The sequence below is a fragment of the Clostridium sp. D33t1_170424_F3 genome (assembly GCF_015667585.1).
Lineage (GTDB): Bacteria > Bacillota > Clostridia > Oscillospirales > Acutalibacteraceae > Anaeromassilibacillus.
On sequence record NZ_JADPEG010000004.1, the window covers coordinates 1 to 26006 of the forward strand.

General features: G+C 51.7%; 25 protein-coding genes. 12 read left to right on the top strand and 13 right to left on the bottom strand.

Annotated features, from left to right (window positions below):
- Positions 1 to 152: 152 nt before the first annotated feature.
- Positions 153 to 617 (bottom strand): divergent PAP2 family protein, encoded by a 465-nt coding sequence (locus I4V53_RS03370; protein ID WP_050697491.1) that lies wholly within the window; start codon positions 615 to 617, stop codon positions 153 to 155.
- Positions 618 to 1385: a TVP38/TMEM64 family protein gene (locus I4V53_RS03375; RefSeq protein WP_195983986.1), complete on the bottom strand. Its 768-nt coding sequence runs from the start codon at positions 1383 to 1385 to the stop codon at positions 618 to 620. It lies immediately after the preceding gene.
- Positions 1386 to 1530: 145 nt separating this feature from the next.
- On the opposite strand from I4V53_RS03375, the gene mnmL reads away from it, so the two are divergent.
- The 5 genes from mnmL to I4V53_RS03400 all read left to right on the top strand — a co-directional run bounded on the left by mnmL (position 1531) and on the right by I4V53_RS03400 (position 5665).
- Complete coding sequence (gene mnmL / locus I4V53_RS03380; protein WP_195983987.1) at positions 1531 to 2478, top strand: tRNA modification radical SAM protein MnmL/YtqA; 948 nt, start codon at positions 1531 to 1533, stop codon at positions 2476 to 2478.
- A gap of 130 nt (positions 2479 to 2608) precedes the next feature.
- Positions 2609 to 2830: a DUF1653 domain-containing protein gene (locus I4V53_RS03385; protein WP_195983988.1), complete on the top strand. Its 222-nt coding sequence runs from the start codon at positions 2609 to 2611 to the stop codon at positions 2828 to 2830.
- A gap of 9 nt (positions 2831 to 2839) precedes the next feature.
- A complete protein-coding gene (locus tag I4V53_RS03390; protein ID WP_195983989.1) occupies positions 2840 to 3901 on the top strand; it encodes an alcohol dehydrogenase in 1062 nt (353 codons plus the stop codon).
- 19 nt (positions 3902 to 3920) lie between these two features.
- Positions 3921 to 4481, top strand: coding sequence for a hydrolase (locus tag I4V53_RS03395; RefSeq protein ID WP_195983990.1), 561 nt, complete (start codon positions 3921 to 3923; stop codon positions 4479 to 4481).
- Positions 4482 to 4501: 20 nt separating this feature from the next.
- Positions 4502 to 5665, top strand: a complete 1164-nt coding sequence (locus I4V53_RS03400; RefSeq protein WP_286167010.1) for an alanyl-tRNA editing protein — start codon at positions 4502 to 4504, stop codon at positions 5663 to 5665.
- Between the two features lie 42 nt (positions 5666 to 5707).
- On the opposite strand, the gene I4V53_RS03405 is transcribed toward I4V53_RS03400, so the two are convergent.
- Complete coding sequence (locus I4V53_RS03405) at positions 5708 to 6457, bottom strand: hypothetical protein (protein WP_195983991.1); 750 nt, start codon at positions 6455 to 6457, stop codon at positions 5708 to 5710.
- Between the two features lie 113 nt (positions 6458 to 6570).
- Positions 6571 to 7602, bottom strand: coding sequence for a threonine aldolase family protein (locus I4V53_RS03410; RefSeq protein WP_195983992.1), 1032 nt, complete (start codon positions 7600 to 7602; stop codon positions 6571 to 6573).
- Between the two features lie 149 nt (positions 7603 to 7751).
- On the opposite strand from I4V53_RS03410, the gene I4V53_RS03415 reads away from it, so the two are divergent.
- The 3 genes from I4V53_RS03415 (at position 7752) to I4V53_RS03425 (ending at position 10806) form a co-directional block, all read left to right on the top strand.
- Positions 7752 to 8186 (top strand): YaiI/YqxD family protein, encoded by a 435-nt coding sequence (locus tag I4V53_RS03415; protein ID WP_195983993.1) that lies wholly within the window; start codon positions 7752 to 7754, stop codon positions 8184 to 8186.
- A 125-nt stretch (positions 8187 to 8311) separates the two neighbouring features.
- Positions 8312 to 9700, top strand: a complete 1389-nt coding sequence (locus tag I4V53_RS03420; protein ID WP_353616466.1) for an MATE family efflux transporter — start codon at positions 8312 to 8314, stop codon at positions 9698 to 9700.
- 371 nt (positions 9701 to 10071) lie between these two features.
- Positions 10072 to 10806 (top strand): SGNH/GDSL hydrolase family protein, encoded by a 735-nt coding sequence (locus I4V53_RS03425; protein WP_195983994.1) that lies wholly within the window; start codon positions 10072 to 10074, stop codon positions 10804 to 10806.
- Positions 10807 to 10888: 82 nt separating this feature from the next.
- On the opposite strand, the gene I4V53_RS03430 is transcribed toward I4V53_RS03425, so the two are convergent.
- From I4V53_RS03430 to I4V53_RS03445, 4 genes are all read right to left on the bottom strand, one after another.
- Positions 10889 to 11902, bottom strand: coding sequence for a hypothetical protein (locus tag I4V53_RS03430; RefSeq protein WP_195983995.1), 1014 nt, complete (start codon positions 11900 to 11902; stop codon positions 10889 to 10891).
- 76 nt (positions 11903 to 11978) lie between these two features.
- Positions 11979 to 13400: an NAD(P)/FAD-dependent oxidoreductase gene (locus I4V53_RS03435; RefSeq protein ID WP_195983996.1), complete on the bottom strand. Its 1422-nt coding sequence runs from the start codon at positions 13398 to 13400 to the stop codon at positions 11979 to 11981.
- 264 nt (positions 13401 to 13664) lie between these two features.
- A complete protein-coding gene (gene feoB, locus I4V53_RS03440) occupies positions 13665 to 15812 on the bottom strand; it encodes a ferrous iron transport protein B (RefSeq protein WP_195983997.1) in 2148 nt (715 codons plus the stop codon).
- 84 nt (positions 15813 to 15896) lie between these two features.
- Entirely contained in the window at positions 15897 to 16133 is a 237-nt protein-coding gene (locus I4V53_RS03445; RefSeq protein ID WP_050697511.1) for a FeoA family protein, read from the bottom strand.
- A 103-nt stretch (positions 16134 to 16236) separates the two neighbouring features.
- On the opposite strand from I4V53_RS03445, the gene I4V53_RS03450 reads away from it, so the two are divergent.
- The 4 genes from I4V53_RS03450 (at position 16237) to I4V53_RS03465 (ending at position 20449) form a co-directional block, all read left to right on the top strand.
- A complete protein-coding gene (locus I4V53_RS03450; RefSeq protein ID WP_195983998.1) occupies positions 16237 to 16665 on the top strand; it encodes a metal-dependent transcriptional regulator in 429 nt (142 codons plus the stop codon).
- Positions 16666 to 16736: 71 nt separating this feature from the next.
- On the top strand, positions 16737 to 17348 hold the full coding sequence (locus I4V53_RS03455; protein WP_195983999.1) for an HAD family hydrolase: 612 nt from the start codon (positions 16737 to 16739) through the stop codon (positions 17346 to 17348).
- A gap of 243 nt (positions 17349 to 17591) precedes the next feature.
- Positions 17592 to 19049, top strand: coding sequence for an MBOAT family O-acyltransferase (locus tag I4V53_RS03460; protein WP_195984000.1), 1458 nt, complete (start codon positions 17592 to 17594; stop codon positions 19047 to 19049).
- Positions 19050 to 19063: 14 nt separating this feature from the next.
- A complete protein-coding gene (locus tag I4V53_RS03465) occupies positions 19064 to 20449 on the top strand; it encodes a DHHW family protein (protein ID WP_195984001.1) in 1386 nt (461 codons plus the stop codon).
- 77 nt (positions 20450 to 20526) lie between these two features.
- Here the strand turns inward: I4V53_RS03465 and I4V53_RS03470 are convergent, their stop codons facing one another.
- The 5 genes from I4V53_RS03470 to I4V53_RS03490 form a co-directional block, all read right to left on the bottom strand.
- A complete protein-coding gene (locus tag I4V53_RS03470) occupies positions 20527 to 23103 on the bottom strand; it encodes an ABC transporter permease (protein ID WP_195984002.1) in 2577 nt (858 codons plus the stop codon).
- On the bottom strand, positions 23100 to 23285 hold the full coding sequence (locus tag I4V53_RS03475; RefSeq protein ID WP_195984003.1) for a hypothetical protein: 186 nt from the start codon (positions 23283 to 23285) through the stop codon (positions 23100 to 23102). The genes I4V53_RS03470 and I4V53_RS03475 overlap by 4 nt, the downstream gene beginning before the upstream one ends.
- Complete coding sequence (locus I4V53_RS03480; RefSeq protein ID WP_195984004.1) at positions 23282 to 23971, bottom strand: ABC transporter ATP-binding protein; 690 nt, start codon at positions 23969 to 23971, stop codon at positions 23282 to 23284. Before I4V53_RS03480 ends, I4V53_RS03475 begins: the two co-directional genes overlap by 4 nt.
- A gap of 82 nt (positions 23972 to 24053) precedes the next feature.
- Positions 24054 to 25043 carry a sensor histidine kinase gene (locus I4V53_RS03485; RefSeq protein ID WP_195984005.1) on the bottom strand — a complete coding sequence of 330 codons (990 nt, stop codon included), beginning with the start codon at positions 25041 to 25043 and terminating at the stop codon, positions 24054 to 24056.
- Positions 25030 to 25716, bottom strand: a complete 687-nt coding sequence (locus I4V53_RS03490; RefSeq protein ID WP_195984006.1) for a response regulator transcription factor — start codon at positions 25714 to 25716, stop codon at positions 25030 to 25032. Before I4V53_RS03490 ends, I4V53_RS03485 begins: the two co-directional genes overlap by 14 nt.
- Positions 25717 to 26006: the final 290 nt, after the last annotated feature.

Consider the following 26006-nt stretch of genomic DNA (forward strand, 5'->3'; position numbering starts at 1 on the left):
AAAAAGTAATGCCCCTTTAGGGGCCCGCCATGAGTCAGCAATGCAGTTGGCCGACCCATTCGTGGCCCCTTCAGGGGCGTTGTCTGTATCATGCCCTTCTAGGGCTTTCCCAAGCCCCCGGCTTTGCCGGGGGTCCTGACTTTTTTGTGTTCTTAAGCTGAAAGCAGCGCCACGCAGATACCGAGCAACGCCCCGCAGAGAACCTCGAAGGGCGTATGCCCCAAAGAGATTTCCAATGTGCCAATGGATTCTCTCAAAGAGGCGGCTTTTCCGGAGGAATCGTTTTCTTCCAGATAATCCGTAATCTGATTAATGGCCTTCGCCTGTTCTCCGGCAGCTCGCCGCACGCCCATCGCGTCGTACATGATGACCGCCGCAAACGTCAATACAATCGCGGACATGGGGGAAACAAAACCCATTTCCTGTACGGTCGCAATGGCGACAGAACAGCCCAACGCGGAATGTGCGCTTGGCATTCCACCCGATTCAGACAGCCGTTTAATGTTGAATTTCCGGTTTTGCAGAAGGTAAATCCCTGTTTTAATCAGCTGGGAAAGCATCCAGGAGATGAACCCAACATTAATGATTCGGTTGCTGATCAGGAGCTGCCAATTCATTTATTTTCCTTCTTTCTGTTTCTGTAAGGTGATTCTTCGATAGAGCAACAAGCCTGCCGCACTGATCACTCCCGTCACAACAAAGACCAGTACAGCAAACGAAAAGTTTTGCGCACCGAGCGCCTCCCCTCCGATGGTGGAGGTAATGACGGACGGAATCCTGGCAATGCTGGAGAGGATCAGGAAGGTTCTGAGCTTCATCGGCGTCAGGCCGATCAGGTACGTTAATAGGTCTTTGGGAGAGCCTGGAATGAAGAACAGGATAAAGATCAGCAGGTTCAGCCTGCTGGCGTCCTGTAAAAATTGAAGGGACCGGATTTTTTCCCGGGAGACAAAGGCTTCGACCATGCGAATACCAAACCATTTGGTAAATCCATAGATTATGGCGGAACCAATTGCTGCGCCAATCAGGCAGAGGAACATACCCTCTACTGCGCCAAAGGCATAGCCTGCGCCAATTTCCACGACCTCGCCGGGGATGATGGCGACAACCACCTGTAAAGTCATAATGCCGATCAGAGCCAGTGGACCCAAAACCCCCTGCTGTTCCACCCATTGTTGAAACGCTTTTCCGTCGGAAATAAATTCGATCATTTTCTGCCCCGCGGTTGCAGCAAAAGCAACGGAAAGAACCAGAAAAACGATGATAGAAAACAGGCTGACCAGCCTTGTCCGATGCAGGTATGCCGGATCGTTGACCGGTTTGCCGGTTGTTTTCGCAGAACGGTGGGTGGTCTTGCTGAAACAAAGTTGTTCTTCTTTTGTCATATCATAACGCCCCTTGCACTTTTTTGTTCTGCGTGTTATTCTACAAGTAAAATCTTACAAGTCTGCGCATCTATTTCTTAAAGAAATCTTACAATGATTTTCTTTGTCGAAATAGAAATACGCCGCAGAAAAAAGAAGGGCAGTTATGGAGAATCCGTTTCCCTACGCGGATGATAATAAACGATATCACACGCTTGCCTATCATCTGAAAGAGGTGTTTGGCCGGCGTGTTTTCAAAGCGGTTATCGATGCTGGAATGACCTGTCCCAATTTGGACGGAACCAAAGGGACGGGAGGCTGTACATATTGCCAAAGCGGCAGCGGCGCGTTTACACATGGCCCGCTGCTCAGCGTACCGGAACAAATACGAAAAGAACAGGAGCGTATCCATAAAAAATGGAAGGACGCGCCGGTAATCGCCTATTTTCAGGCACATACCAACACCTATGCGCCGCTCCCGGTTTTGCGCCGCCTGTTTGAAGATGCGCTGGCGGTACCGGGGGTATGCGGTTTGAGTGTTGCCACCAGGGCGGATGCTCTGGAGCCGGAGACCATTTCGTATTTACAGGAATTGTCCCGCCGCACCTATCTGACAGTGGAGCTCGGACTGCAAACGGTTCACGACTGTACCGCAGAGCGCATCAACCGGGGACATACCTATCCCGAATTTCTCAATGCCTGTGAAGCGCTCCAAAAGCATGGCATACGCCTCTGTGTTCATCTGATCAATGGTTTGCCGGGGGAAGACACCGGGATGATGCTGGAAACAGCGCGTGTTGTTGGCCTGCTGCGGCCCGACGCTGTGAAAATTCATTTGCTTCATATCTTAAAGGAAACGCCGCTTGCGGCAGACTTGGCTGCCGGAAAAATAGAACCTATGACGCGCGACGCATATATACAGACGGTTTGTTCCCAGTTGGAACTGCTTCCGCCGCAAACCGTTGTGGAACGGGTGACAGGCGACGGGGAACGCGCCATGCTTCTCGCGCCGCTTTGGAGCGTCGATAAAATCGCGGTGCTCGGCGGGATTGACCGGGAACTTGCGCGCCGGGAAACCTGCCAGGGGACCCGCTTTCAAGAGGCGTTCATTTAAAAGTGTACGAGGGTTCGGGCAAAAAGTCAAGCAGACTGGAAAAGAAAAGCAAAAAACTCCTGCAAGGCCAATGGAAACAGGAGCGAAAAATACACAAATAGAGTGATTTTTGAAGGAAGATGATACGTTGATGCAGGAATTACCAATACGCCTGGGGCGGTACCGGCATTTTAAGGGCGGCGAATACCAGGTGCTGTATTTGGCGCGGCATTCAGAAACACAGGAGTGGATGGTGGTCTACCAGGCTTTATATGGAGAACACGGAATCTGGGTACGCCCCGCCGCCATGTGGGAGGAAATCGTGGAACGCGATGGATATTCGGGCAAACGCTTTACCTATATTGGAGAATAGAGGGATGAAATGAAACCTACCATGTTGGCTGCAGTATATCATGGAACCGGAAAACTTTCTCTGGAGGAACGCCCGATTCCCCAAATTCAGCAGCCGGAGGACGCAATTGTCAAAGTGACGCTTTCCACCATCTGCACAAGCGATCTGCATATCCTGCACGGCGCGGTGCCGCGGGCAGTGCCGCATACCGTATTGGGGCATGAGTTTGTAGGGGAAATTGTTTCGGTCGGGGCCGGCGTGAGACACAGGAAGACGGGCGAACGTGTCGCCGCCAACTGCATCACATTCTGTGGGGACTGCTGGTTCTGCCGGCAAGGATTTATCAACAACTGTATGCACGGCGGCTGGGAGTTGGGATGCCGGATCGACGGATGTCAGGCGGAGTATGTGCGCGTTCCGTATGCGGACATGGGCCTGACGTATATTCCCGATCCTGTAACCGACGAGAACGCGCTCTTTCTGGGCGACATCCTTTCCAGCGGCTATTTTGGCGCGGAGCTGGCGGAAATCCAGCCGGGGGATACGGTAGCGGTGATCGGCGCGGGTCCGGTGGGGCTTTGCGCTGCCATGTGTGCAAAGCTGTTCGGCGCGGGTAAAATCGTTCTTTTGGATATTGACGAAGCCCGTTTGCAGCTCGCAAGACAACAGGGGATTGCAACACAGACCGTTAATCCCTCCAGAGAAGATGCGGCGGCATGCATTCGGGCCTTGACCAACGGACGGGGCGCGGACGCGGTCATAGAAGCGGCGGGCGGGGACAATACGTTCCAGCTGGCTTGGCAGATTGCAAGACCCAACGCGGTGGTCGCTTTGGTTGCCATGTATGAAGAGGCGCAATCGCTTCCGCTGCACCAGATGTATGGGAAAAATCTGATTTTCAAGACCGGCGGCGTGGATGCGGTCCATTGCGACCGGTTGATGGAGCTGATTGCCTGCGGAAAGCTAAACACCGATTTCCTGATTACACACCGCGCGCCGCTGGAAGAAATATCGGAGGGCTATCGAGTTTTTGCAAATAAATTGGACGGATGTATCAAATGGGCGGTTACGCCGCCTGTTCATCATATTTAAAAGGAAAGGATGAAATACCTTGAGTAAAATACCGACCCTGGAAGAAGCGCAAGCGTTGTTGGAACAATATAATCGGGAGGATTTTCATTTAAAGCACGCCCAAATTGTCTCCGGCGTCATGGGCTGGTTTGCGCAGGAGCTGGACCCGGAGCGCGTAGACTTCTGGAAAGTCGTCGGACTGTTGCACGACCTGGATTATGAGCAGTTCCCGGAACAGCACTGTGTGAAAAGTCAGGAAATCATGCGGGAAAATGATATTGACGAACAGATCATCCGCGCTACGGCAAGCCATGCTTATCCTGTGGTGGACATTAAGCCGGAGCATATCATGGAAAAGGTTTTGTATGCGACGGACGAGCTGACCGGTCTGATCGGCGCGGTCGCGCTGATGCGGCCCTCCAAAAGTGTGTCCGATCTGGAAGTGAAGTCGGTAAAGAAGAAATTTAAAACGCCGAGCTTTGCGGCGGGCTGTTCTCGTGAAGTGATCCAGGCGGGCGCGGACATGCTTGGCTGGACGCTGGAAGACCTGATGGGAAAGACCATTTTAGCCATGCGCAGCCTGATTCAGGAAACAGAATGAAAAAAGCGGAGGGAATATCCATGGAGCAGACGATGACGGAGAGGCTGTATTACGCCGATCCGTATCAAAAGGAATTCACGGCAAAAGTGACGGGATGTACTCCGTGCAAGCAGGGGTATGCCGTCACACTGGACCGCACCATTTTTTATCCGGAGGGCGGCGGGCAACCGGCCGATACCGGTCTTTTAGGCAATGTCAAGGTGCTGGATGTGCAGGAAAAAAATGGGGAAATTCTGCATACGACGGACGGCCCTCTGGAAATCGGCGTGGATGTGCAGGGGAAAATTGATTGGGCACACCGCTTCCTGCTGATGCAGCAGCATACCGGCGAGCATATTTTTTCCGGCGTCACCAACCGGCTTTACCAACTGGACAATGTGGGATTCCACATGGGGGCAAAGGCGGTCACGGTCGATTTCAACGGCGAACTTTCCGCGGAGCAATTACGGAACATTGAACGGCTGGCAAACGAGGCGGTTTATGCGGATCTTCCGGTTTTGGCGGCGTGCCCGAGCAGAGAAGAATTAAAAGATATCCCCTACCGCAGCAAAAAGGAGCTGGACGGTGAAGTGCGGATTGTAACGGTTCCGGGATACGACAGTTGTGCATGCTGCGGTCTGCATACCGCCCGGACGGGGGAGGTCGGCGTCATCAAGGTGGTTGGTTTCCAGCGCTACAAGGGCGGTGTGCGCGTCACGCTTCAATTGGGGAGCCGTGCGTTGGAGGATTACGACGAAAAGACAAAGCATGTGGCGGCCATTTCCAATTTGCTTTCCGCAAAACCGGAAGAGGTGGTTTCCGCAGTGGAACGGCTGCTGGCGGACCGCGACGCTTTCAAACAACAGGTGGGGCAAATGCGTGCGCAAATTTTTGCGCAAAAAGCGGCTTCCTTGTCAGAGGGAGAGAAAAGAGCCTGTGTGTTTGAAGAAGGTCTTTCACCGGCCGACCTTCGCACGTTTTGCTTAATGCTTTGTGAGCATGTGTCGCTGGCCGCCGTTTTTTCCGGAGATGAGCGGCAGGGGTGGAAGTATGCTATTGCCGGTAAAGAGGACGTGCGGCCGATGGGCAAGGCTTTAAACCAGGCCTTTTCCGGAAGAGGCGGCGGCACGCCGGAGCTGGTGCAGGGATCTCTGCAGGGAAGCCGGGAAGCCTTGGAGCAATGGATACAATTATACGGCAAATAAAAAAGGAGCGGCTTGCCGCTCCTTTTTTATTGAGATACAGATTTATTGAGAAACTTTTTCGATTTTGGAAACAACAACGCCGGACGTATCCGTTCCCTCGATGGAGCCGCTGTAATAAACGCGCAGCCGGTCGCCGATGATCAGGCCGTCCGGCGCGTTTACTTCCGCTCCCTCTTTATCAAAGAACAATTCTTTTCCGTCGTCCGTTTTGATGGTAATGGTATTGATGGTGCCGTCCTCCAAAATGCCTTCCATATAGGAACTTTCCGTTTTGGAAGAAGAGGGAGAAGCTGTCACGGTAAAGCCGTCCTTTACCTCGTCTGCGGAAATGGCCATGGATTGATACAGCTCCTGTTCCTCATCCGGCACCGTTGGGTCTTCCGGCAGCACGGCCAGGTAAACAGTGTCGCCCTGTTCCTGTAGCAGGATGGGCAAAGCCGCGCCAACGGAGACCTGATCGTCCCACCAGGCCTTGGGAGCCGCCCATAAGGAGAGCAGCGGAAGGTCGGTATTTCCTTTAAAGAGGAAATCAACCTTGTTGTATTCCACTTCCTGTCCGTCCATGACGGCGTCCTTGGTTACTTTGACCGTATAATTTTCCTTGCTCCAGCGGGCGGGAATGGTGAAAGAAAAGTCTATACCGTCAAACGTGAGCGTCTGTGGCACATTGCTGACTGTGGAAGACGATGTTTCGCTGGAAGAAGAGGAAGATTCCTCAGGCGTATTGGTGCAGGCACAGGCTGCAACAGCCAACACAGCCGCCATGAATAATGCCATCGCTTTTTTCATCATATTGTATTCCTCCTTTTAGGACGTATCACTTAAACCGCATCTATTCTAACGCTTTTCGTCCAAAAAAGAAAGAAACATTTTGTGAATTATTGTTACAGTCTTGTTGCCAATTCTCATAGAGCCTGTACGCAGAGGTGCAGGTTGCGCACAAATTCCCGCACGGCTTCCTCCGGCGTGGCCCAGGAGGTAACCAGACGGATTGCGGTGTGGTCCGCGTCGACGGCTTCCCGGACTTCGAAGGCGTAGTCCTGTGCAAGGGATGCAATCAACGCGTTTGGAAGAACAGGGAAAAGCTGATTGGTGGGGGAATCCGCCAGAAACGGCAGGTTCTCAGCCCGGAAGCCATCTTTGAGGAGTTCTGCCATTTGGTTGGCGTGCTCCGCAAGCGTATAATAGAGGCCGTCTGTAAACAGCGCTTCAAACTGCGCGCCGAGCGCAAGGCCTTTTGCCAACATGCCGCCGCGCTGTTTTAAAATGTAACGGAAATCCGGTTTCAATGCATCGTTGCAAATGACCAACGCTTCTCCAAACAGCGCGCCGTTTTTGGTTCCGCCGATGTAAAAGGCGTCCGTCAGAGCGGCGATGTCCGGCAGGGTTAAGTCGCTGGCGCAGAGCGCGCAGCCCAGACGCGCGCCGTCCAAAAAGAGATATAAATTATGTTCTTTACAGCAGGCGCTTAATGCCTGCAGCTCCGCTTTGGAATAGACGGTGCCAAGCTCCGTTGAATCAGAGATGTACACCAGCCTGGGCTTGACCATATGCTCGTCCGGATGTGCGGCCAATACGCCTGTAATTGCCTCCGGCGTCAGTTTTCCTTCTCTTCCCGGAGCGGTGCACACCTTATGGCCTGTCGCCTCAATGGAGCCGCTTTCGTGCCCGGCGATGTGTCCCGTATCCGCCGCGATTGCCGCCTCGTGCGGGCGCAGAAAAGCGGTCATGGCGGTAAGATTTACCTGTGTGCCGCCCTCCAGAAAATGTACGTCGATGTCCGGCCGTCCGGCTTCCTGCCGGATACGGTCGGCGGCATTTTTGCAATGAACATCGTTTCCGTATCCCTCGTTTTGTTTGGAGCCTGCCGCGTGTAAGGCTTCCAGAAGCTTTGGATGCGCACCCTCGCTGTAGTCGTTTTTAAAGCTGTACTTCAATCCGATTCCCGTCCTTTTCCAAAAGATTTATTAAAATCAGTATAGCACATTTTATCGGAGAAAAGAAGGCGTCCGGCGTCTTTCCATTTGGAATGGTTTGCTATATAATAGTTAAGATACGAAAATAGTTTAGGCGGTGAGAAAGACAGATGCAGATTTTAGTGGATGCAGACGCCTGTCCGGTGAAGGAGATCATTGTGCGGCAGGCAAAAAAGAGAAGATTGCCGGTCGTCATGCTGCTGGATACCAGCCATGTATGGAATGACGGCTACAGCACGGTGATCACGGTGGATAAAGGGCGGGACAGCGCGGACATCCGCCTGGCGAACCTGTTGCAGCCGGGGGACCTTGTGGTGACGCAGGACTACGGTGTTGCCGCAATGGCGCTGGGCAGAGGCGCGCGGGCCATGAATCAAAATGGGATGCGCTATGACAACGGAAATATGGACCAATTGCTTTTTGAGCGCCATTTGGGACAGAAGGTCCGCCGGGCGGGCGGAAGAACCGCCGGCGCAAAAAAGCGAACCAGACAGGACGACGAAGCGTTTGAGGCGGCGCTGGTACAGCTTTTGGATGAAAAATAACTGGATTTTCCCAGTCCCTGAGTGCGTTCTGATTGACTTGTCAGAAAAGGATTTTTTGTTGCGCTCAGAAGTGGAAAATTTGGAGATTCCTTAATGTAATCAAACAAATAAAGGAGATGCTTTTCTTGGCACAAAAAATGGCAAGCAATCTGGGCGAGGACCGGATTGGCGGCTTACTGTTTAAATTGGCGCTGCCTGCCATCACGGCGCAGATTATCAATGCGCTGTACAATATTGTAGACCGCATCTATATCGGGCATATTCCGGAAATCGGTGCAAAGGCTCTGACCGGCGTGGGCGTTACATTTCCGATCATCATGTTAATCGCGGCGTTCAGCTCTCTGATCGGCATGGGCGGCGGGCCGCGCGCTTCCATTAAGATGGGAGAGGGGGACAACGACGGAGCGGAAAAGATCATGAGCAACTGTTTTGTCAGTCTGATCGGCATTTCCATTGTTCTGACAGCTGTGTTTCTGCTCTTTCAGAGACCGCTTTTGCTGATGTTCGGTGCAAGCGGCGATACGCTGCCCTATGCGATGGACTATATGACCATCTATGTCAGTGGGACAATTTTTGTACAGATGGCCTTGGGGTTGAACAGCTTTATTACCACGCAGGGCTTTGCCAAAACCAGTATGATGACGGTTGTGATCGGCGCTGTGTTAAATATTGTCCTTGACCCAATCTTCATTTTTGTGTTTGAGATGGGCGTGCAGGGCGCGGCGTTTGCTACGATTCTCTCGCAGGCGGTTTCTTCCATTTGGGTGTTGCGCTTTCTGTTCGGGAAGCGAACGATTTTACGTATCCGTCAAAAGTATTTGAAGTTGGAGGCAAAGGTCATTCTGCCGGTATTGGCATTAGGATTATCTCCGTTTATCATGCAGGGAACGGAGAGCGCGGTCAATATTGTGCTGAATTCTTCGCTGCAGCGCTACGGCGGAGACTTGGCGGTGGGCGCTATGACCATCTGCAGCAGCGTCATGCAGGTGGCGTTCATGCCGCTGATGGGACTTGCGCAGGGCGCGCAGCCGATTGCCAGTTTTAATTTTGGAGCAAAGAAAAATGACCGCGTGAAAGAGGTGTTTCATTTGCTCTTTATCTGCTGCCTGATTTTTTCCACGGTTTTTTGGCTGGCATTGATGCTGTTTCCGCATGTATTTGTGCGATTGTTCACGCCGGAATCGGAGCTTGCGGAATTTACATCCTGGGCACTGCGCATTTACATGGCGGCAGGGTTTATGTTGGGGATTCAATCTTCCTGTCAACAGACGTTTGTGTCCATTGGGCAGGCGAAAACGTCACTGTTTCTGGCGCTTTTGCGAAAAGTCATTTTGCTGATTCCACTGATTCTGATTCTGCCGCAATTCTTCGCCAATCCGGTATTGGGAGTTTTCATCGCGGAGCCGATCGCCGATTTTCTGGCGGCGTCCGCAACGGGGATTGTTTTTCTGTGCGAATTCCGAAGGATTCTTGCTAAGAACCAACCGCCTAAAACGCTTTCAGCGTCAAGTTAAAACAATAAAGAGGTTGTATCAAAACACAAGTTTTTGATACAACCTTTTCTTTGTCCCTGCTTTTCCGGACAGCTCTTTCGATGTATGGAGAAGAACAAAATCATGATTCCTTATAGCCGGGAGGACGCATGACCTGTAACCTCTTTGATGACTTGCAAAATTGAAAACAGGCACGATGGAAACGATGCTATTTTACTAAAATAAACAATACCGTTTTGTCAGTCAATGTATTTTCAAATTTTTATGTATGTTTTTCCTTTCAAAACATAAAATAATGTTAACAAGATAATAATTTTATCCTGTATGTATTGACATTGTTACAACTATAATATATAGTGTTAAAAACTAGATGATTTACGGAGGTGTCAAGTATGGCAGATACAGCCTGCATTTATGGGGATTCCGTGGCAAAAGGTGTCATCCTCGACAACATGAAAAATAAATACACACTTTTGAAGGACAGCTTTGTCAACCGGCTGCAGAGCGGATTCGAAATCGCGGTAACCAACTATTCCAAATTTGGCTGCACCGTTTCCAAGGGGTTGGAGCTCTTAAAAAAACATTTGGGCAGCGTTTCCCAATACGATTACATTGTGCTGGAGTTTGGCGGCAACGACTGCGATTTTGACTGGGCGGAGGTCGCAAAGGATCCTGCCGCGCCGCACCGCTGTAAAACGCCGCTCGACGAATTCGAGCGCTCCTACACGGAAATGATCCGCACCATCCGCACAAACGGTGGACATCCGGTGCTTCTTTCCCTTCCGCCGATCGACGCACAGCGGTACTTCGACTGGATTTCCCAGGGACTGGACGCCGGTCGAATTCTGCAGTTTCTGGGGGACAAGGAACACATTTACCGTTGGCATGAGATGTATAATATGGCGGTCTGCCGTATCGCGCAGACGGAGAACGTGCCGCTGATCGACATTACCACCCGTTTTCTGGAAATGGTGAACTACCAGTCCTGTATCTGCGACGATGGAATCCACCCCAACGAAAAAGGGCATGCGATCATCGCAAAGGCCATTGAGGACTTTATTGCGGAACAGGAAGAAAACAACGTCGTACACATCCACGCTGTATCCAAAACTTTGGCATGCGGATAACCCGCGCATATAATAAGTGTATAAGGACTCCCTCTTTCTTGCATAAAGGGCAGGCACCCTACGAGTGCCTGCCCTTTATTTGTTATTTCCGGAAAATCTCGTTTTCAATTCGTGCGGAAACATTTCTGAGTGCTTCCTCGCTGATGCGCGACAAATGCGTCTGCTGGAACCGGTCATACAATTCCTTTGCCAGCCGGAGCTTCTCTGTGGCTTTCGCAACCTCTGTCTTATAGCCCTTTGCAAAGTCTGCCAGAGCCTCCGCATTTGCTTCATCCGTGCCGGGTGTTACCGCCGCCTCATAGATGTCAATCACTTCGTCTGTGGGAAGAGACGGGAAATATTCATGCGGGGACGTGCTGTCAAACAGGCAGAAATCCAGTTCTCTCAGCACGATCATATCCAGACTCTGCGGATCAAATGCACAGTGGTAGATTTCCACGCGGAAACCCGCCTCCACCGCTTTTTGTGCGATTTTTTTCAGGAAGGTCGATTTACCGGTGCCCGGGCGGCCCTTGATAAAATACCGTTTGCCCAGACATTGGGTGATATTGGCGATATGGTCAAAGGCGCCGTTGATCGTTGCCGCGCCGAAAAAGCGATGGACCTCTGTGCCCTGCTTTTCCAGGCGTTGGTCCCCGATCAGGCGGTCAATGGTATTCTCGGTCAACTGATTGGCAGCTGCAAAGTCCATCTGATCAATATACACCTTTTCCCACGCGTCATGCACCTTCAGCGCCGCACGGAAAAATTGGTGGGATTGTTCCAGCGCCTCCAAGACCTGCCTGATATTGTGATCCTCCAGCAGGTTCAAAGCGTTATATTCCCGGTAGGAGGGAATGTTGATGACGCCGGCGGAAAGTTCCGGCACAATAATGCCTTCCAGAGAGTTATCCAGGCAGTTGTGGATGCACTCCACATCCAGCTTTTCTTCCTCCGCACGGCTGCAGATCCCGCTCAAAAGATTTGCCAGCAGTGCCGGAGGATATGCATGCAGCTGTATCGTATGCTGCAGCGGATGAAAATTTGAGTCGTAAAAGCCCACCGCTCCGCGTGAACTGTTCGTATCCATAAAATAATGCAACACTTGATTTCGCATAAAAAATCCCCTTTCCCTATCAACAGGCAGCGTTTCCACTTCCTATTATATTGCGGGAAAAGGGATTTCATGCTTCTTATTTGTTCATTTTTGCGGCGATATCCCGAGCGACCACAACACCGGTTACGGAGGCCTGCATCAGGCCGCGCGTGATACCCGCGCCGTCCCCAATAGCGTACAACTGGTCAATCTCCGTCTCAAAGTTATTTTTAACAGCGACCTTGGAGGAGTAGAATTTTACCTCTACGCCATAGAGCAGCGTATTTTTCGAATATAGTCCGGGCGCAAGCTTATCGAACGCCCGCATGGACTCCACGATACTGGTCAGGTGACGGTGCGGCAGCACAAAGGAGAGATCGCCCGGCACCGCGTTTTTCAGCGTTGGCACCGTGGTGGATTTTTTCAGGCGGCCCAGGTCGGTGCGGCGGCCCAAAAGCAGGTCGCCCAAGCGCTGCACCATGATGCCGCCGCCTGTCAGCATGTTGCCGAGCTGTGCGATATAGCGGCCGTATTCGATCGGCTGATTAAAGGGCTCTGTAAAGGTCGTGGAAACCAGCATGGCGAAGTTGGTGTTTTCCGTGCGCTTGTCCTCATCCGCGTAGGAATGTCCGTTGACCACCGCAATGCCGCCCTCCGGCGTGTCGTAGTGCTCCTCACTGACAATGCCGCCCGGATTCATACAGAAAGTGCGCACCTTGTTCTCGAAGGTGTCGGAATAATAGACCAGCTTTGCCTCGTAGAGATTTTTTGTCAGATGATCCATCACCGCGTTGGGGACCTCCACGCGGACGCCGATGTCCACCGCGTTGTTGGTGGTGGAAAGGCCGTTCTGCTGCGCGATTCCATGCAGCCACTCCGCGCCGCCGCGGCCGGGCGCCGCAATGACGTACGGCGCACGCACCAGGGTGCGTTCTCCCTTCCGGTCGACCAGCCACGCACCCTGCGCTTTTCCATTCTCCACCAGGATGGTGTCTGCCGTGGTGTGTTCCATAAAGGTGAAGCTGGGGCAGGCAGAAAGATAATCGTACATAGCGCGCAGAACCTCAAACGAGTATTCTGTTCCCATGTGGCGAACCGGACAGGGGATCAGCTTGATATTTTCTTTATGCGCCTGATAGGAAATCTGCTCGGCAAATTTATCGCTTTTTCCGTAGATTTTTTTTGGCGCGCCGAATTGCAGGTAAATTTCATCCGCGTACTGAATCAACGCGCGCACCTCGTCTACCGGCAGGTAATCCGTTACATTCCCGCCAACCTCCTCGCAGAGGGAGAGTTTGCCGTCTGAAAATGCGCCGGCGCCGGCCCAACCATTCATAATGCTGCACGTTTTGCAGTGGGCGCACTGGCCGCTGGTGCGCGCCGGACAGGCGCGGTGGTCGATGCTGCTGCCGGAATCCACCACCAGGACTTTTTTTTCCGGCGCCAGTTTATTCATTTCCAGTGCGGTAAAAATGCCGGCCGGACCCGCTCCAATTATGATCAGGTCATAATCATACATAATTGATAATCCTCATTTCTTGTCGTCGTAGGTTTCAGGCAAAACAATCGTATTATACCATGCTTTTTGTCCCTGTCAAGCGTTTTAAGAGTATTTTTACAAAAAATATATAAAAGTTAATAATTTTCTTACAGTATTTACCGATTCCATAAAAAGGGTCTCTGTCAAAAATCACATCTTTGACAGAGACCCTTATTCTCATTTTCGGCGTACGGTTTTACGCGATATTGTTAAGGTGTATCTGTTTTGGTAACGGCTTGTTTTTTATGCGAGACCAAACAGGCGGGCGGCGCTTGCCACAAGGAAGCAGACGATGATTCCGATTCCCGTGGGAACCGCGAAGGAGATCAGCGTCCATTTCAGGCTTTGCGTCTCTTTTTTGATGGTCATGCAGGTTGTAGAGCACGGCCAGTGCATCAGGGAGAACAGCATCGTGCAGACGGCGGTCAGCCAGGTCCAGCCGTTGTTGACCAGCAGCGTATGCAGCTGCGTCAGGTCGCTCATATCGGTCAGGCTTCCCGTTGCCATATAGGCCATGATGATAATCGGAACGACGATTTCATTTGCTGGGAAGCCCAGAATAAAGGCTAACAGAATCACGCCGTCCAAACCAATCAGCTGTGCAAAGGGATCCAGAAACGCGGCGCAATGAGCAAGCAGGCTGGCATCTCCCACAGTTACATTTGCCATAACCCAGATGATCAGTCCGGCGGGCGCGGCCACTGCCGCCGCTCTCCCCAGAACAAACAGCGTCCGGTCAAAGATGGAGCGAACGATCACCTTCCCAATCTGCGGACGGCGATACGGCGGCAGCTCCAGGGTAAAGGAAGAGGGGACGCCCTTCAGAATGGTTGCCGACAACAGACGGGACACCAGAAAAGTCATCACAATACCGAGGACAATCACGCCTGTCAAAATCAGGGTGGAAAGGAAGGAAGCGCCCATCCCCGCCGTACCGATAAAGAACATTGTGATGATGGCGATCAATGTGGGATATCTGCCGTTGCAGGGAACAAAGTTGTTGGTGATCATGGCGATAAGGCGCTCGCGCGGGGAGTCGATGATCCGGCACCCAACAATGCCCGCCGCGTTGCAGCCAAAGCCCATGCACATGGTCAGCGCCTGTTTTCCGCAGGCGCGCGCCTTTTTAAAATACTTATCCAGGTTAAACGCCACACGCGGCAGATAACCCAGGTCTTCCAGCAGGGTAAAGAGCGGGAAGAAAATCGCCATGGGCGGCAGCATAACGGATACCACCCATGCCAGCACACGGTAGACGCCCTCCACCAGCATACTGCGCAGCCAGACCGGCGCACCCATCATAATAAACAGGTCCATCAAACGGTCCTGAATCCAGAACAGGCCGTCAGAGAGCAGCTGTGAGGGATAGTTGGCCCCCGTGATGGTCAGCCAGAAGATGACGCCCAGCAGCAGCAGCATAATGGGAAACCCGGTCCATTTGCTGGTCAGGATGCGGTCAATCTTCCGGTCCCGAATCTCCCGCTTGGTGCGTTCCTGATGTACCACGTCGTTGCAGATATCCTCTGCAGTGAGGACGATACACGAAACAATCTTGTCGCGCAGTTCCTCCAGAGAGATGCCCCGGCTTTGAATGATTTGCTTTGCTTCCTCCAGTTTTTCCTGAATCAGCGTATTTTCAGTGACGTCAAAACCAAGCGATTCGTTTAACGCATGGATCAGCGACGCGTCGTAATCCAGCAGCTTGAGCGCCAGCCAGCGCGCGTTGACGGCTTCTCCGCAGACGTTTTCCACCGCAGGCTGCAGGGTGGCGATCGCATCCTCTATTGGACGGATGTACCGGATTTGAATGGTCTCTCCTTTTTCCTCTTCGTCCAACCGGTCGCAGACCGCCTGCATCAGTTCATCCAGTCCTTTTCCGCTTCTTGCCGCCGCGGGGACCACAGGCACTCCCAGCCGCTTCGACACCTGGTCCAGATCGAGCCGGATGCCTTTGCGCTCCGCCTCATCCATCAGGTTGACGCACACCACGACGTTGGGCGTAATCTCAACCGTCTGCAGCACAAGGTTCATGTTGCGTTCCAGGCAGGTGGCGTCACACACCACGACCACCGCGTCGGGATTTCCAAAGCAGACAAAGTCGCGTGCCACCTCTTCCTCCGCGGAATGCGCCATCAGGGAATAGCAGCCGGGGATATCCACCATGACAAAATGTCTGTCATTGTATGTACAATATCCCTGTGCGTTCGTGACGGTCTTTCCGGGCCAGTTTCCTGTATGTTGATTCATTCCTGTCAATGCATTAAACACCGTGCTTTTTCCTACATTTGGATTCCCCGCAAGGGCGATCACTTTATCGTCCTCGGTCTGTTTTTTGACGATCAATCCCATATCTACCGCTTTGATTCCTGTTGAACCGCTGGTCAATCCCAAATGAATCACCTCTATCTAAAAATATGGGAAGCGAAACGCATTGCGCCCCGCCTCCCGGCTATAAAAACAAATATAAACGACGGTTTAGCGGCAGGCGACAAGAACGTTGGCGGAATCTTCGGAGCGCAGAGCAATCAGCGCGCCGCGGATCATATAAGCTACCGGATCACCCGCCGGGCTCTTCTGTACGCATTCCACTTCGGTTCCTTCAATCAGGCCGATATCCTGCAATCTTCTGCGCATGCTTCCGTTGGACAACAGGGTGGATACGCGTGCGCGTTCTCCTTCTTTCAGGCTGGTAAGAGAATATATCTGATTCATAAAAATGATCTCCTCAAAATAAGTATTTAGGACGGGGAAACTTTCTTTCCTGCTGCTAATATATGCGATATGGGACGATGTGTTCCCCTTGGGAGGGCTGAGAATGAGCAGTTTTTCGGATTTTCACACACAAAAGGGCTACGAGCTGGCGGCACAGAACCAGCTGACAGCCGCCATGGAGGACTACCTGGAAATGATCTGCCGCCTGTGCGAGGACGAGGGATACACCCGCGTCCATTTGTTGGCGCAGCATTTAAATGTAAAACCATCCTCCGCGTCCAAAATGTCGGACCATTTAAAGGAACTCGGGCTTGTTGACGCGGAAAAATACGGCTGCATCAGTCCCACGGAACCCGGCTTGGCGCTCGGCAAATACCTGCTGTACCGCCACGGCCTGCTCAACCGCTTTTTATGCCTGCTGAATCACACAGAAAGCGAGCTGGAACAGGTGGAGCGCATCGAGCATTTTATTGACGAACGCACTATACGGAACATAGCTGTTCTGGTGGAGCAGATGGAAGCCGGCAAATAGAGATTTCCCTTTCCTTTTCCGGAGAGGAACTGTATAATGGAGACAATCCGCAATGTGAAAGGAGAGTCTTCATGATACGCAATATCGTTTTTGATATGGGGAATGTTTTGATTGATTACCAGCCGCTATCTTACGCAAGAAGGTTTTTCTCAGACGAAGCGGAGGTACAGCTGGTTTACAGGGAACTTTTTTCGGGCCCCGAATGGTTGAAGCTTGACGAGGGAATCGTGGAACCGGAAGCCGCCCTTGCAAGCGTGTGCGCACGGCTGCCGGAAGCCATGCATTCCGCCGCAAAAGAACTGTTCCTGCACTGGTTTGACTTCATAGAACCCATTCAGGGAATGAACGAGCTGGCCCGCCAGCTGAAGCGCGCCGGATATTCCATCTACATCCTTTCTAACGCGGCTTACAGCTTTCATCTGTATAAAGAACGAATTCCCGTTTTTCCGCTGCTGGACGGCTATCTTGTCTCAGCGGACGAAAAGATGGTCAAGCCTTCGCCTGCGATTTACCAGCTGCTGTGCAGCCGCTATCGTCTGCAGCCGGAGGAATGTTATTTTATAGACGACCGGCTGGAGAACGTTCAGGCGGCGCAGCAATGCGGGATGTCCGGTTATTGCTATCGAATGGATACGGACCACCTGATTGCCGCTCTTTTGAAATCGGGCGTAGCCTTCCAATAAAAATAAAATGGGACGATGCTGCAAAAGCGTGTGGCATCGTTCCATTTTTATTTGATAAATGTGTATTCGCGGTGTTCTAATCGGCCAAAAGTATGATAGAATAACAAACGGACTCGATTACATCCTGGTTTCGGAAAATATTTGTATTTTTTACTCGAAGTGTTCGTCTTTTTGCAAGTTTCAGACGTCTATTCTTGTGTTATCCATAAGATTCCATTTCATAATAAGTTGAGGTTTGCGTACATGGTCTTTTCCAATTTATTCTTTCTATTTGTCTTCCTGCCGCTTAACCTGCTTTGCTACACACTGGCAAAATCCACCCGGGCTAAAAACATTATCATGTTGATTTTTTCCCTGTTCTTTTACGCCTGGGGAGAACCGGTTTATGTACTGCTGCTCGTCGGCATGGCTTTTGCCGACTGGCTGTTTTCTCTGGCCATTCAGCGGAACCGCGGCCGGCCCGCGGCAAAGCTGGCACTGATCGGCGCGCTGGTGGTCAGTCTCGGCCTGTTGGGCACTTTCAAGTATACGGGGTTTTTTGCGGATATGCTGCACCAACTCACTGGCTTTCCTTCTGTCATTCCGCAGATCGCGCTGCCCATCGGCATTTCCTTCTATACCTTCCAGCTGATTTCCTATGTGGTGGACGTCTACCGCGGCGAGGTGGACGCGCAGGACAAATTCTGGCTCCTGCTGATGTATGTCAGCCTGTTCCATCAATGCATCGCGGGCCCAATTGTGCGGTATCAGGACGTCAACCGTGAGATATTGAACCGCTCTGCCAGCCGAGAGGAAATTAACCGGGGCGTCAGCCGCTTTTGCACAGGCCTCGCCAAAAAGGCGCTGCTGGCCAACACCTGCGGTCTTTTGGCCGACACGCTGCTGCTCTCTGATGCGGCTGCTTCCAGTGCGGCTTCCCTGGCGCAGAACGTCACTGTCTTACAGGCGCGTCCTGTTCTTTCCTTATGGCTGGGCGTACTTGCCTTTATGCTGCAGATTTATCTGGACTTCTCCGCTTATTCCGATATGGCGATCGGCATGGGGCTGATGATCGGTTTTCACTACAAGGAAAACTTTGACTATCCCTATTTGTCCCGTTCCGTGTCCGAATTCTGGCGGCGCTGGCACATTTCCCTCGGCTCTTTTTTCCGGGACTATGTGTATATCCCGCTGGGCGGCAACCGGCAGGGCGTTCCCCGTACGATTGCCAACCTGTTCATCGTCTGGTTCCTGACCGGGCTTTGGCACGGGGCAAGCTGGAATTTTGTGCTGTGGGGATTGTATTTCTTCGTCTTCATTGCCATTGAGCGGCTTTTCCTGCAAAAGATTTTAAACCGTATCCCTGCCGTGTTTTCCCATATTTATCTGTTGGTCATTGTGTATTTTGGCTGGGCAATTTTCCGTTTTAAACAGCCGGTTCTGTTTTTCACCGTCCTTGGCGGAATGTTTGGAATGAACGGAAACCCTCTGTCCAATTTTGAATCCGGCACCATTTTCCTGAACTATCTGTTCTTCCTGATTGCCGCAGTAATCGCTTCCACCCCCGCGGTGAAATATCTGGGCGAACAATTATCCGGCCGTCTTTCCACTGTCAGGACGTACAACTTCGTGCAGATTTTTGTGCCGCCGGTTTTGCTGCTGCTTTCCACCGCTGCGCTTGTGGGTAACAGCTACAATCCATTCCTGTATTTTCAGTTTTAAAAGAGAGGCTATCGATGAAACATCAACCAAAAATCATGCGCCGGGAACGGTATAAAAATCATCAGGAGGAACGCATCATTGCTTTTCTGCTGACGTTGGCTGTCTTCTTCGTCACTTCCTTTATTTTGCCGCTCCGCCCGTCCTACTCCGACTTTGAAAAGCGCGACCTGACACAGTTCCCGGCATTCAGCGTTCAATCCCTGTTTGACGGCAGTTATTTCAGCAACATCGACCTGTGGTTTTCTGATACATTTCCCTTCCGGGATACCTTTATTACCGCAAACAGCTATATCAAGCAGCTTTACGGCATCCAGCCGGTGCAGGTCAGCGGCAACGTCGAAGAGGGGGACGCCATTCCGTCTGCACCTGTCAGCCCGCCCTCCGCGCCGGAAAGTTCCGTCTCTGAATCTCCTTCCAGCGAACCGTCCGCCGAATCGGAACCGTCTTTCTCCGGTTCCTCTGAAACGCCGCCTCCCGCACCGGAGATCGACGTGACCGGCGAGGTGACGCAGAGCCTGGGCGCGGTATTGATTGTGGGAGACAGCGGCTATGAATATTACAATTTCAACCGCGAAACCGCAGATCAATATATCGGCCTGCTCAACCGGGCCGCACAGAAGCTGGACGGCACAGCCAAGGTGTACGACATGGTCGTTCCCACCAGCATGGATATCATTTTGCCCGAAAGCTTCCGTCAGGGGCTCAACACCTCTTCCCAAAAGGACGCTATTCAGTATATGTACGGCTCCCTTTCTCCGCAGGTACACAGCGTTAACGTATATGACAGTTTAAAGGCGCACGCGGACGAATATATCTATTACCGGACGGACCATCATTGGACCGCCCTGGGCGCTTACTATGCATACAGCGAATTTGCAAAGCTGACCGGCTTTACGCCGCTGGAGCTTTCCCAATATGAAGCGAAGGATTTCCCCGGCTTCCTGGGCGCTTTTTACTCGGATACCAAAAAGAACCCGGCGCTCACCAAGAATCCGGATACCGTAACAGCCTACGTTCCGCCGGGGGATATTTCCATGACCTTTACGGATAAAAAGGGGAGCGAGTACGATTGGCCGTTGATTTCCGATGTTTCCAGCTGGGCGGCCTCATCCAAATACAGCACCTTTATCGGTGGAGACAATCCTTATACGATTATTAAAAACGCGGATATCACAGACGGGTCCTCCTGCCTGATCATCAAGGAATCCTACGGAAACGCATTTGTTCCGTTCCTTGCGTCGCAGTATCAGACGGTTCATGTCATTGATTACCGCTATTGGAAAGGCAATATCCCGGACTTTGTGAAAGCGCAGGGCATTCAAAATGTTCTGTTTCTGAACAACGTTTCCGCCACCAGGAACGCTTCCCTGATTGGTAAAATGGACAGCTTAATCCCATAAACCGGATATAAAACAAACTGGCGCATTGTCTTTTGACGATGCGCCAGTTTTGTTATGTGGTCAAATCGCATTTTGCGTCAGGTCATATCGTCCCGGAGCGCGTCGATGATATTTTCCTTTTTGATTTTATCAATGGCGTACAACATCGTAATAAACACGATAAAAAGCACACTGAACACACTGATTGCCATACTGCCCCAGGGGAATAGATAGGCGAAATTATCAAGTTTTTCCACGCTCACGATCCCCTTGTAGATCAGCCACGAGGAGATTCCCGCGATGGGAAGTCCAAACAACAGCGTTCTCATACCATAGAAGGCGCACTCAAAATTCATCATTTTATTGAATGAGCGGTCGGACATCCCAACAGAGCGGAGCATGGCAAGCTCCCGTCTGCGCAGCCGGATGTTTGTAGAAATGGTATTAAACACATTGGCAACCGCGATCAATGAGATCATGATGACGAAAATATAGGTAAAAACATCGATTACAAATGTCATACTGCGGTTTTGCTCAAGCGTTGCGTGTATATTGTACAGGGTATAGGCGGACGTGTTCCCGTTTTCCTGAATCATTGCTTCCATTTCTGTCTCTGACTGCGAAGGGGTTTTTGAGCGAAAGGACAGGCCGATTTTTGTGTGCACTTCCGGGGCTTCAAATTTCTCTATGAGTGAATAGGGCGCCACCACCATGAAAACAGTTGGGTTTTTCCCGGATTCCGTCGTTTTCTCCGGGGGTGGATCGATCGGATACGTATCAACAAATGTAAGGTTGATTGTTTGCCCCTGTTCCGGCATGGGTCCGTCGCCTGTTTTGGGAGAGACCTGGAATGTTCCGGAACGTTGCGCGAAGAGATCGAATATCTCGCTCGGCCCGTCTGTTCCGGCCGTCCGCTTTTTGGCAACGGCAAACATTTTGGCATTTTGCCCGGTGTATTCTTCCGCAGGCAAGCCCAGTTCATTGAGAAAGCGCAGATATTCGTTGTCCTCAATAAATTGAAGGTCAATTGGCAGCTGGACCATTTCGCCCGGCGCGGCATACCCCGCATATTCCCGGTACCGGTCTGAAAAATCGTCCGTGTTCACCGCGCAGGAATAGCCTAAAACCGCCTGATACGTGCTTTCGTAAACCCCGCCTGCGGTTTTCAGTCTGTCATAGAGCGGCAGTTCTTCATGGATGTCCATGTCCTCCGTGTAAAAAAGGAGATCGTAGTCGATGTCCATCATCATACGTTCGGAAAGCCGTTCCAACGTTGTCCCAAAAGCGCTTCCCGAAACAAACAGTACGACGCTTAACGTGAGAGACAATACAATGCTGCGATAGCGCTTCTTGTTCCTTTTAAAATTTTTAAGTGCAAGAGTTCCTTCCAAACCGTAGACGCGCTGCGCAAGCTTGGACGTCTTGATGGCTTTCGACTCTATTTTGATTTCGTTTGTCTGGCGAATACACTCCATTACAGGCGTTTTTGCGGCTTTTCTGGCCGGAATGTAGGCTGAAATGAAAATGGTTATCAGGCTGACCACCGCAGCTGCGACGATTGCCGGAGGAAATACCGATAAGGTTAAAGGGACGGCAGTGGGGACAATGTTGCCGAAATTTCCGGCAACAAGCGGAATGACAAGTCCGGTACTGCCTATTCCCACCAGTACGCCGATTGGGATGCCGACCGCGCCGATGCAAAGCCCCTCAAAAAGCACCGAATTCCGCAGCTGTTTTACTGTGGCGCCCACCGATGAGAGAATTCCAAACTGGCGCATGCGTTCATTCATCGAAATGTTGAACGAGTTGTAAATCAGAAAGATCGAACCGATCATGATAATGGCAACCAGAATGCCGCCAACCACATACAAAAACATGTTAAACAGCTGATCGTCTGAAATCCCCATGAAGCGCAGCACATTGTCATTCAGGAAATACGTCCCTGCTGTGGCCACACGATTTGCATAAGCCTTTACCTGGCGCGGGTTGTTCAGCGTGACAAACAGGCTGAAGCTGTCCGTCTGGTTTTCCGCTTCTGCTTTTGTAATCAGGGTATATCCCGGCGCGGAATGCTCCTCAAAGCCAGGACGTTCACAGATTCCGACGACCGTATAGGTTTCCTCTTCTTTTGGCACAAGTGATTCTTTTCCGGAACGGTAAGGGTCGTGTTGATTGAGCGTCTTGCCTTTGTCCATGCGGCTCCCTACCGCAAGAGAAAGCGTATCGCCTATTTTCAATCGAACGCCGCTTTTGATTGCCACGTGGGAAGGGACCAGAACTTCTCTGCCGTTCGCCGGTAATCTGCCGGAGATCAGGGTCACGGGCAAAGTGTCAAACGTTTTGTCGTTAAACCCGGCGAGAAAAAGATAGGGTTTTTCAGGACTGTTTCCGCCTTCAAGCACAGCATAGCCGATGTTCTCAAACGATGCAGCGCCTGCGACCGCATCGTCCTGCATTTGTTCCTGTACAACAGAAGCCTCCATATCCGGAAAGGCCACATGCCAGCCGCCGTATTTTGCAATGGAACCGTTTACCAGAAAATTGAGCAGAGAAGTGCCAAAGGTAGCGACGGCGGTAATCATCGCTGCGGACAAAATCACGCCGATGATTGTAACAATGGTCCGGGTTCGGTTTTTTTTCATGCTTTGCAGAGTCACTTTGTGAAGTATATTCATGGCCGCACCTCCGTGTTCCATACGGCGCTGCCGCCCGAAAAAAAGGCGGGAGGATTGTCATATGCAATCAGGAGAAAGTGAACGAACGCCGCAAGCATGGCGGCGGAGAAGAAAATCCCAGCCACTGTTGGGATGCGGCTTTTTACTGCGTTCTTCAGAACCGTATGATGGAAACTGCTCATGGATGCGCCACCTGCCTCTCGTCCCGCACTACTTTTCCGTCCGCAATTGTGATGATGCGGTTCGCCTGCAGGGCAATGTTTTCGTCATGGGTGACAAGAAGCAGGGTCTGCCCGTATTTTTGATTGCTTTCTTTCAATAAACGGATGATTTCCTGTCCGTTGCGGCTGTCCAAACTGCCGGTAGGTTCATCTGCCAGCATAACCGCCGGCGCGTTCATCAAAGCGCGCCCGATTGCGACGCGCTGCTGCTGGCCGCCTGAAAGCTGATTGGGTAAATGCGTTCTGCGGTCTTTCAGGCCGAGCAGCTCCAACAGGTCATTCAGCCGTTCCTCGTTGACTTTCCGCCGGTCCATCAAAATCGGCAGGGTGATGTTCTCCACCACATTCAGGGTCGGAATGAGATTATGGAACTGGTAAATCAGTCCGACCTGCCGTCTGCGAAAAACAGCCAGTTTTTCATTGCTTTGAGCGTACACGTCCTGTCCGTCCAAATACACCTTTCCGCTTGTCGGCACATCCACGCCGCCGACCATATGAAGCAGGGTGGATTTGCCGGAGCCGGAAGAACCGATGATCGCGGTAAATTCCCCTTTTTCGATGGTAAGCGAAACGCGGTCAAGAGCGGTTACTCTGTTTTCTCCCTTGCCATAGACCTTGCATAGATTTTCAATTCGTAAAAGCTCCATTATACGAGCCCCTTTCCTGATGGATTACCTATATAATAGAGCGTCCCGCTTACATCCCGGTGACTTTCAGGTGAGAGATCTGTCACTTTGGGAAACGGATGACGAACAGCGCGCCGCCTTTTGGATGGTTTTTTGCGGTAATCGTTCCACCCTGTCGGACGACAATTCTCTTGCAGAGAGCCAGTCCAATCCCGTATCCCGTTGCATTCGCGCTTTTTCCCCGGTAGAATCTGTTGAACAGGTTGGGTAAATCTTCTTGTTTGAAGCCTGCGCCGCTGTCATGGATCGCAAGCTCGGTAAACAGCGGGTTATCTGTACAGACCATTTCAATCCTCCCGTTGTCGCCTACGCTTTCCATGCAATTTTTCAGGATGTTCTGAACGGCCTCCGAAAGCCAGCCGAAATCGCCGCAGATCGCGGTTCCCTCCGGCGCATCCATCTGTACGGCAACGTTGTGCAGTTCCATAGGGATCAAAAGCGGACGCAGGGCGGCACGCAGCAGATTGTTTACATCGACCGGTTCCCTTTGGAACACCACGATACCCGCATCCAGGCGCGACAATTTCAGCAAAGAGGTGAGCAGCCAATCCATCCGCACAAGCAATTCTTCCGTTTCCCGCAAAAAGGCTTTCCGCTCGTTTTCGTCAGAAGTATGCTCCAGCAGGGAAAGGATGAGATTCGCGGACGTGAGGGGCGTGCGGAGCTGATGGGCGATATCGGCCAGCGAGTCGGCAAGATGCTCTTTTTCCTTTTTCAGCGCGTCGTTCTGCTCCCGGATCCGCAGCGTCATTTTGGTGATTTCGCTGTTCAGAATGGAAAGTTCGCCCTCGTCCGATTCGCCGATATACAGACGGTCGGCATGGTGAAGCACCAGATCGATTTGATTGGAAATCCGCGCGATACTTTTGTACCGGGCTTTGGTGAACGCAAAAAATGCGGCGCCGAAAGCGGCAGAGGAAGCGAGGGCAAGGATTCCCGCTGCTGTGTGGACGATGAATCCCAGCGTGATGGAGACAGCCGCTATGAAACAGAACAAAACGGCAAACTGCCGAACCTCTTTATTCCGAAGCATACCCGTCCCCCAATCGATACCCCGTACCGCGAACCGTCAGGATGATTTGCGGGTTAGCCGGGTTGTCTTCTATCTTTTCCCGAAGCCGTTTGACATACACGGTCAGCGTGTTGTCGTTGACAAATTCGCCCGCCGCGTCCCACAATTCGTCAAGCAGCCGGCTTCTGGTGATGATGCTCTTGGGATTGTTCACGAACATCAAAAGCAGCCGGTATTCCAATGCCGAAAGGAACACCTCGTCGCCGTTTTTTTTCACAATGCCGCTCGCAGTATCGACCTGGAGCCCGTGGATTTCAAAGGCCGATCCGGAATGTCCGCTTTTCCGCAGGGCGCTTCCGATTCTCGCAATCAATTCGCGCGGGCGAAAAGGCTTGGTGATGTAGTCGTCCGCGCCCATGTTCAGGCCGGTAACAACGCTTGATTCATCGCCGGAAGCCGTCAGAAAGATAACGGGAATATCCCTGGCGGCTTTGATTTCCGTACAAACAGTAAAGCCGTTTCCATCCGGCAGGGAAATATCCACCAGTGCCAAGTCAAAAGGACTGCTGGAAAGCGCGGCAAGGGCTTCGCTGCGCGTATAGGCATGGGTGACGGCAAACCCCTCCGAGCGGAGCAGCAGTATGAGATTTTTGGCAATCGCCTGATCGTCTTCAACCAGAAAGATTCGTTTCATGCGGGCGTCTCCTCCTTTGTTTCAACAGTTTTATATTTGTCATCTGCCAGATCGATGGACGTATTTCCCGGTTTTAGCGCCCTTTATCCGTCTGGAAAAATAATGGGCAGGTTCTGTCTGTCAGTTCCCAATTCTGTACAGTGTCATCCATATAACGATTTCCATCACTCTATTATATTTTTTCTGACAGAAATACACAAGCGGGGGAGACCGGAAGATTGTCCCTTTCCTTTTGGATGATACAAAAAAACAACGCCGCGGCGGCTGCATTGCATCCACCCGGCGTTATT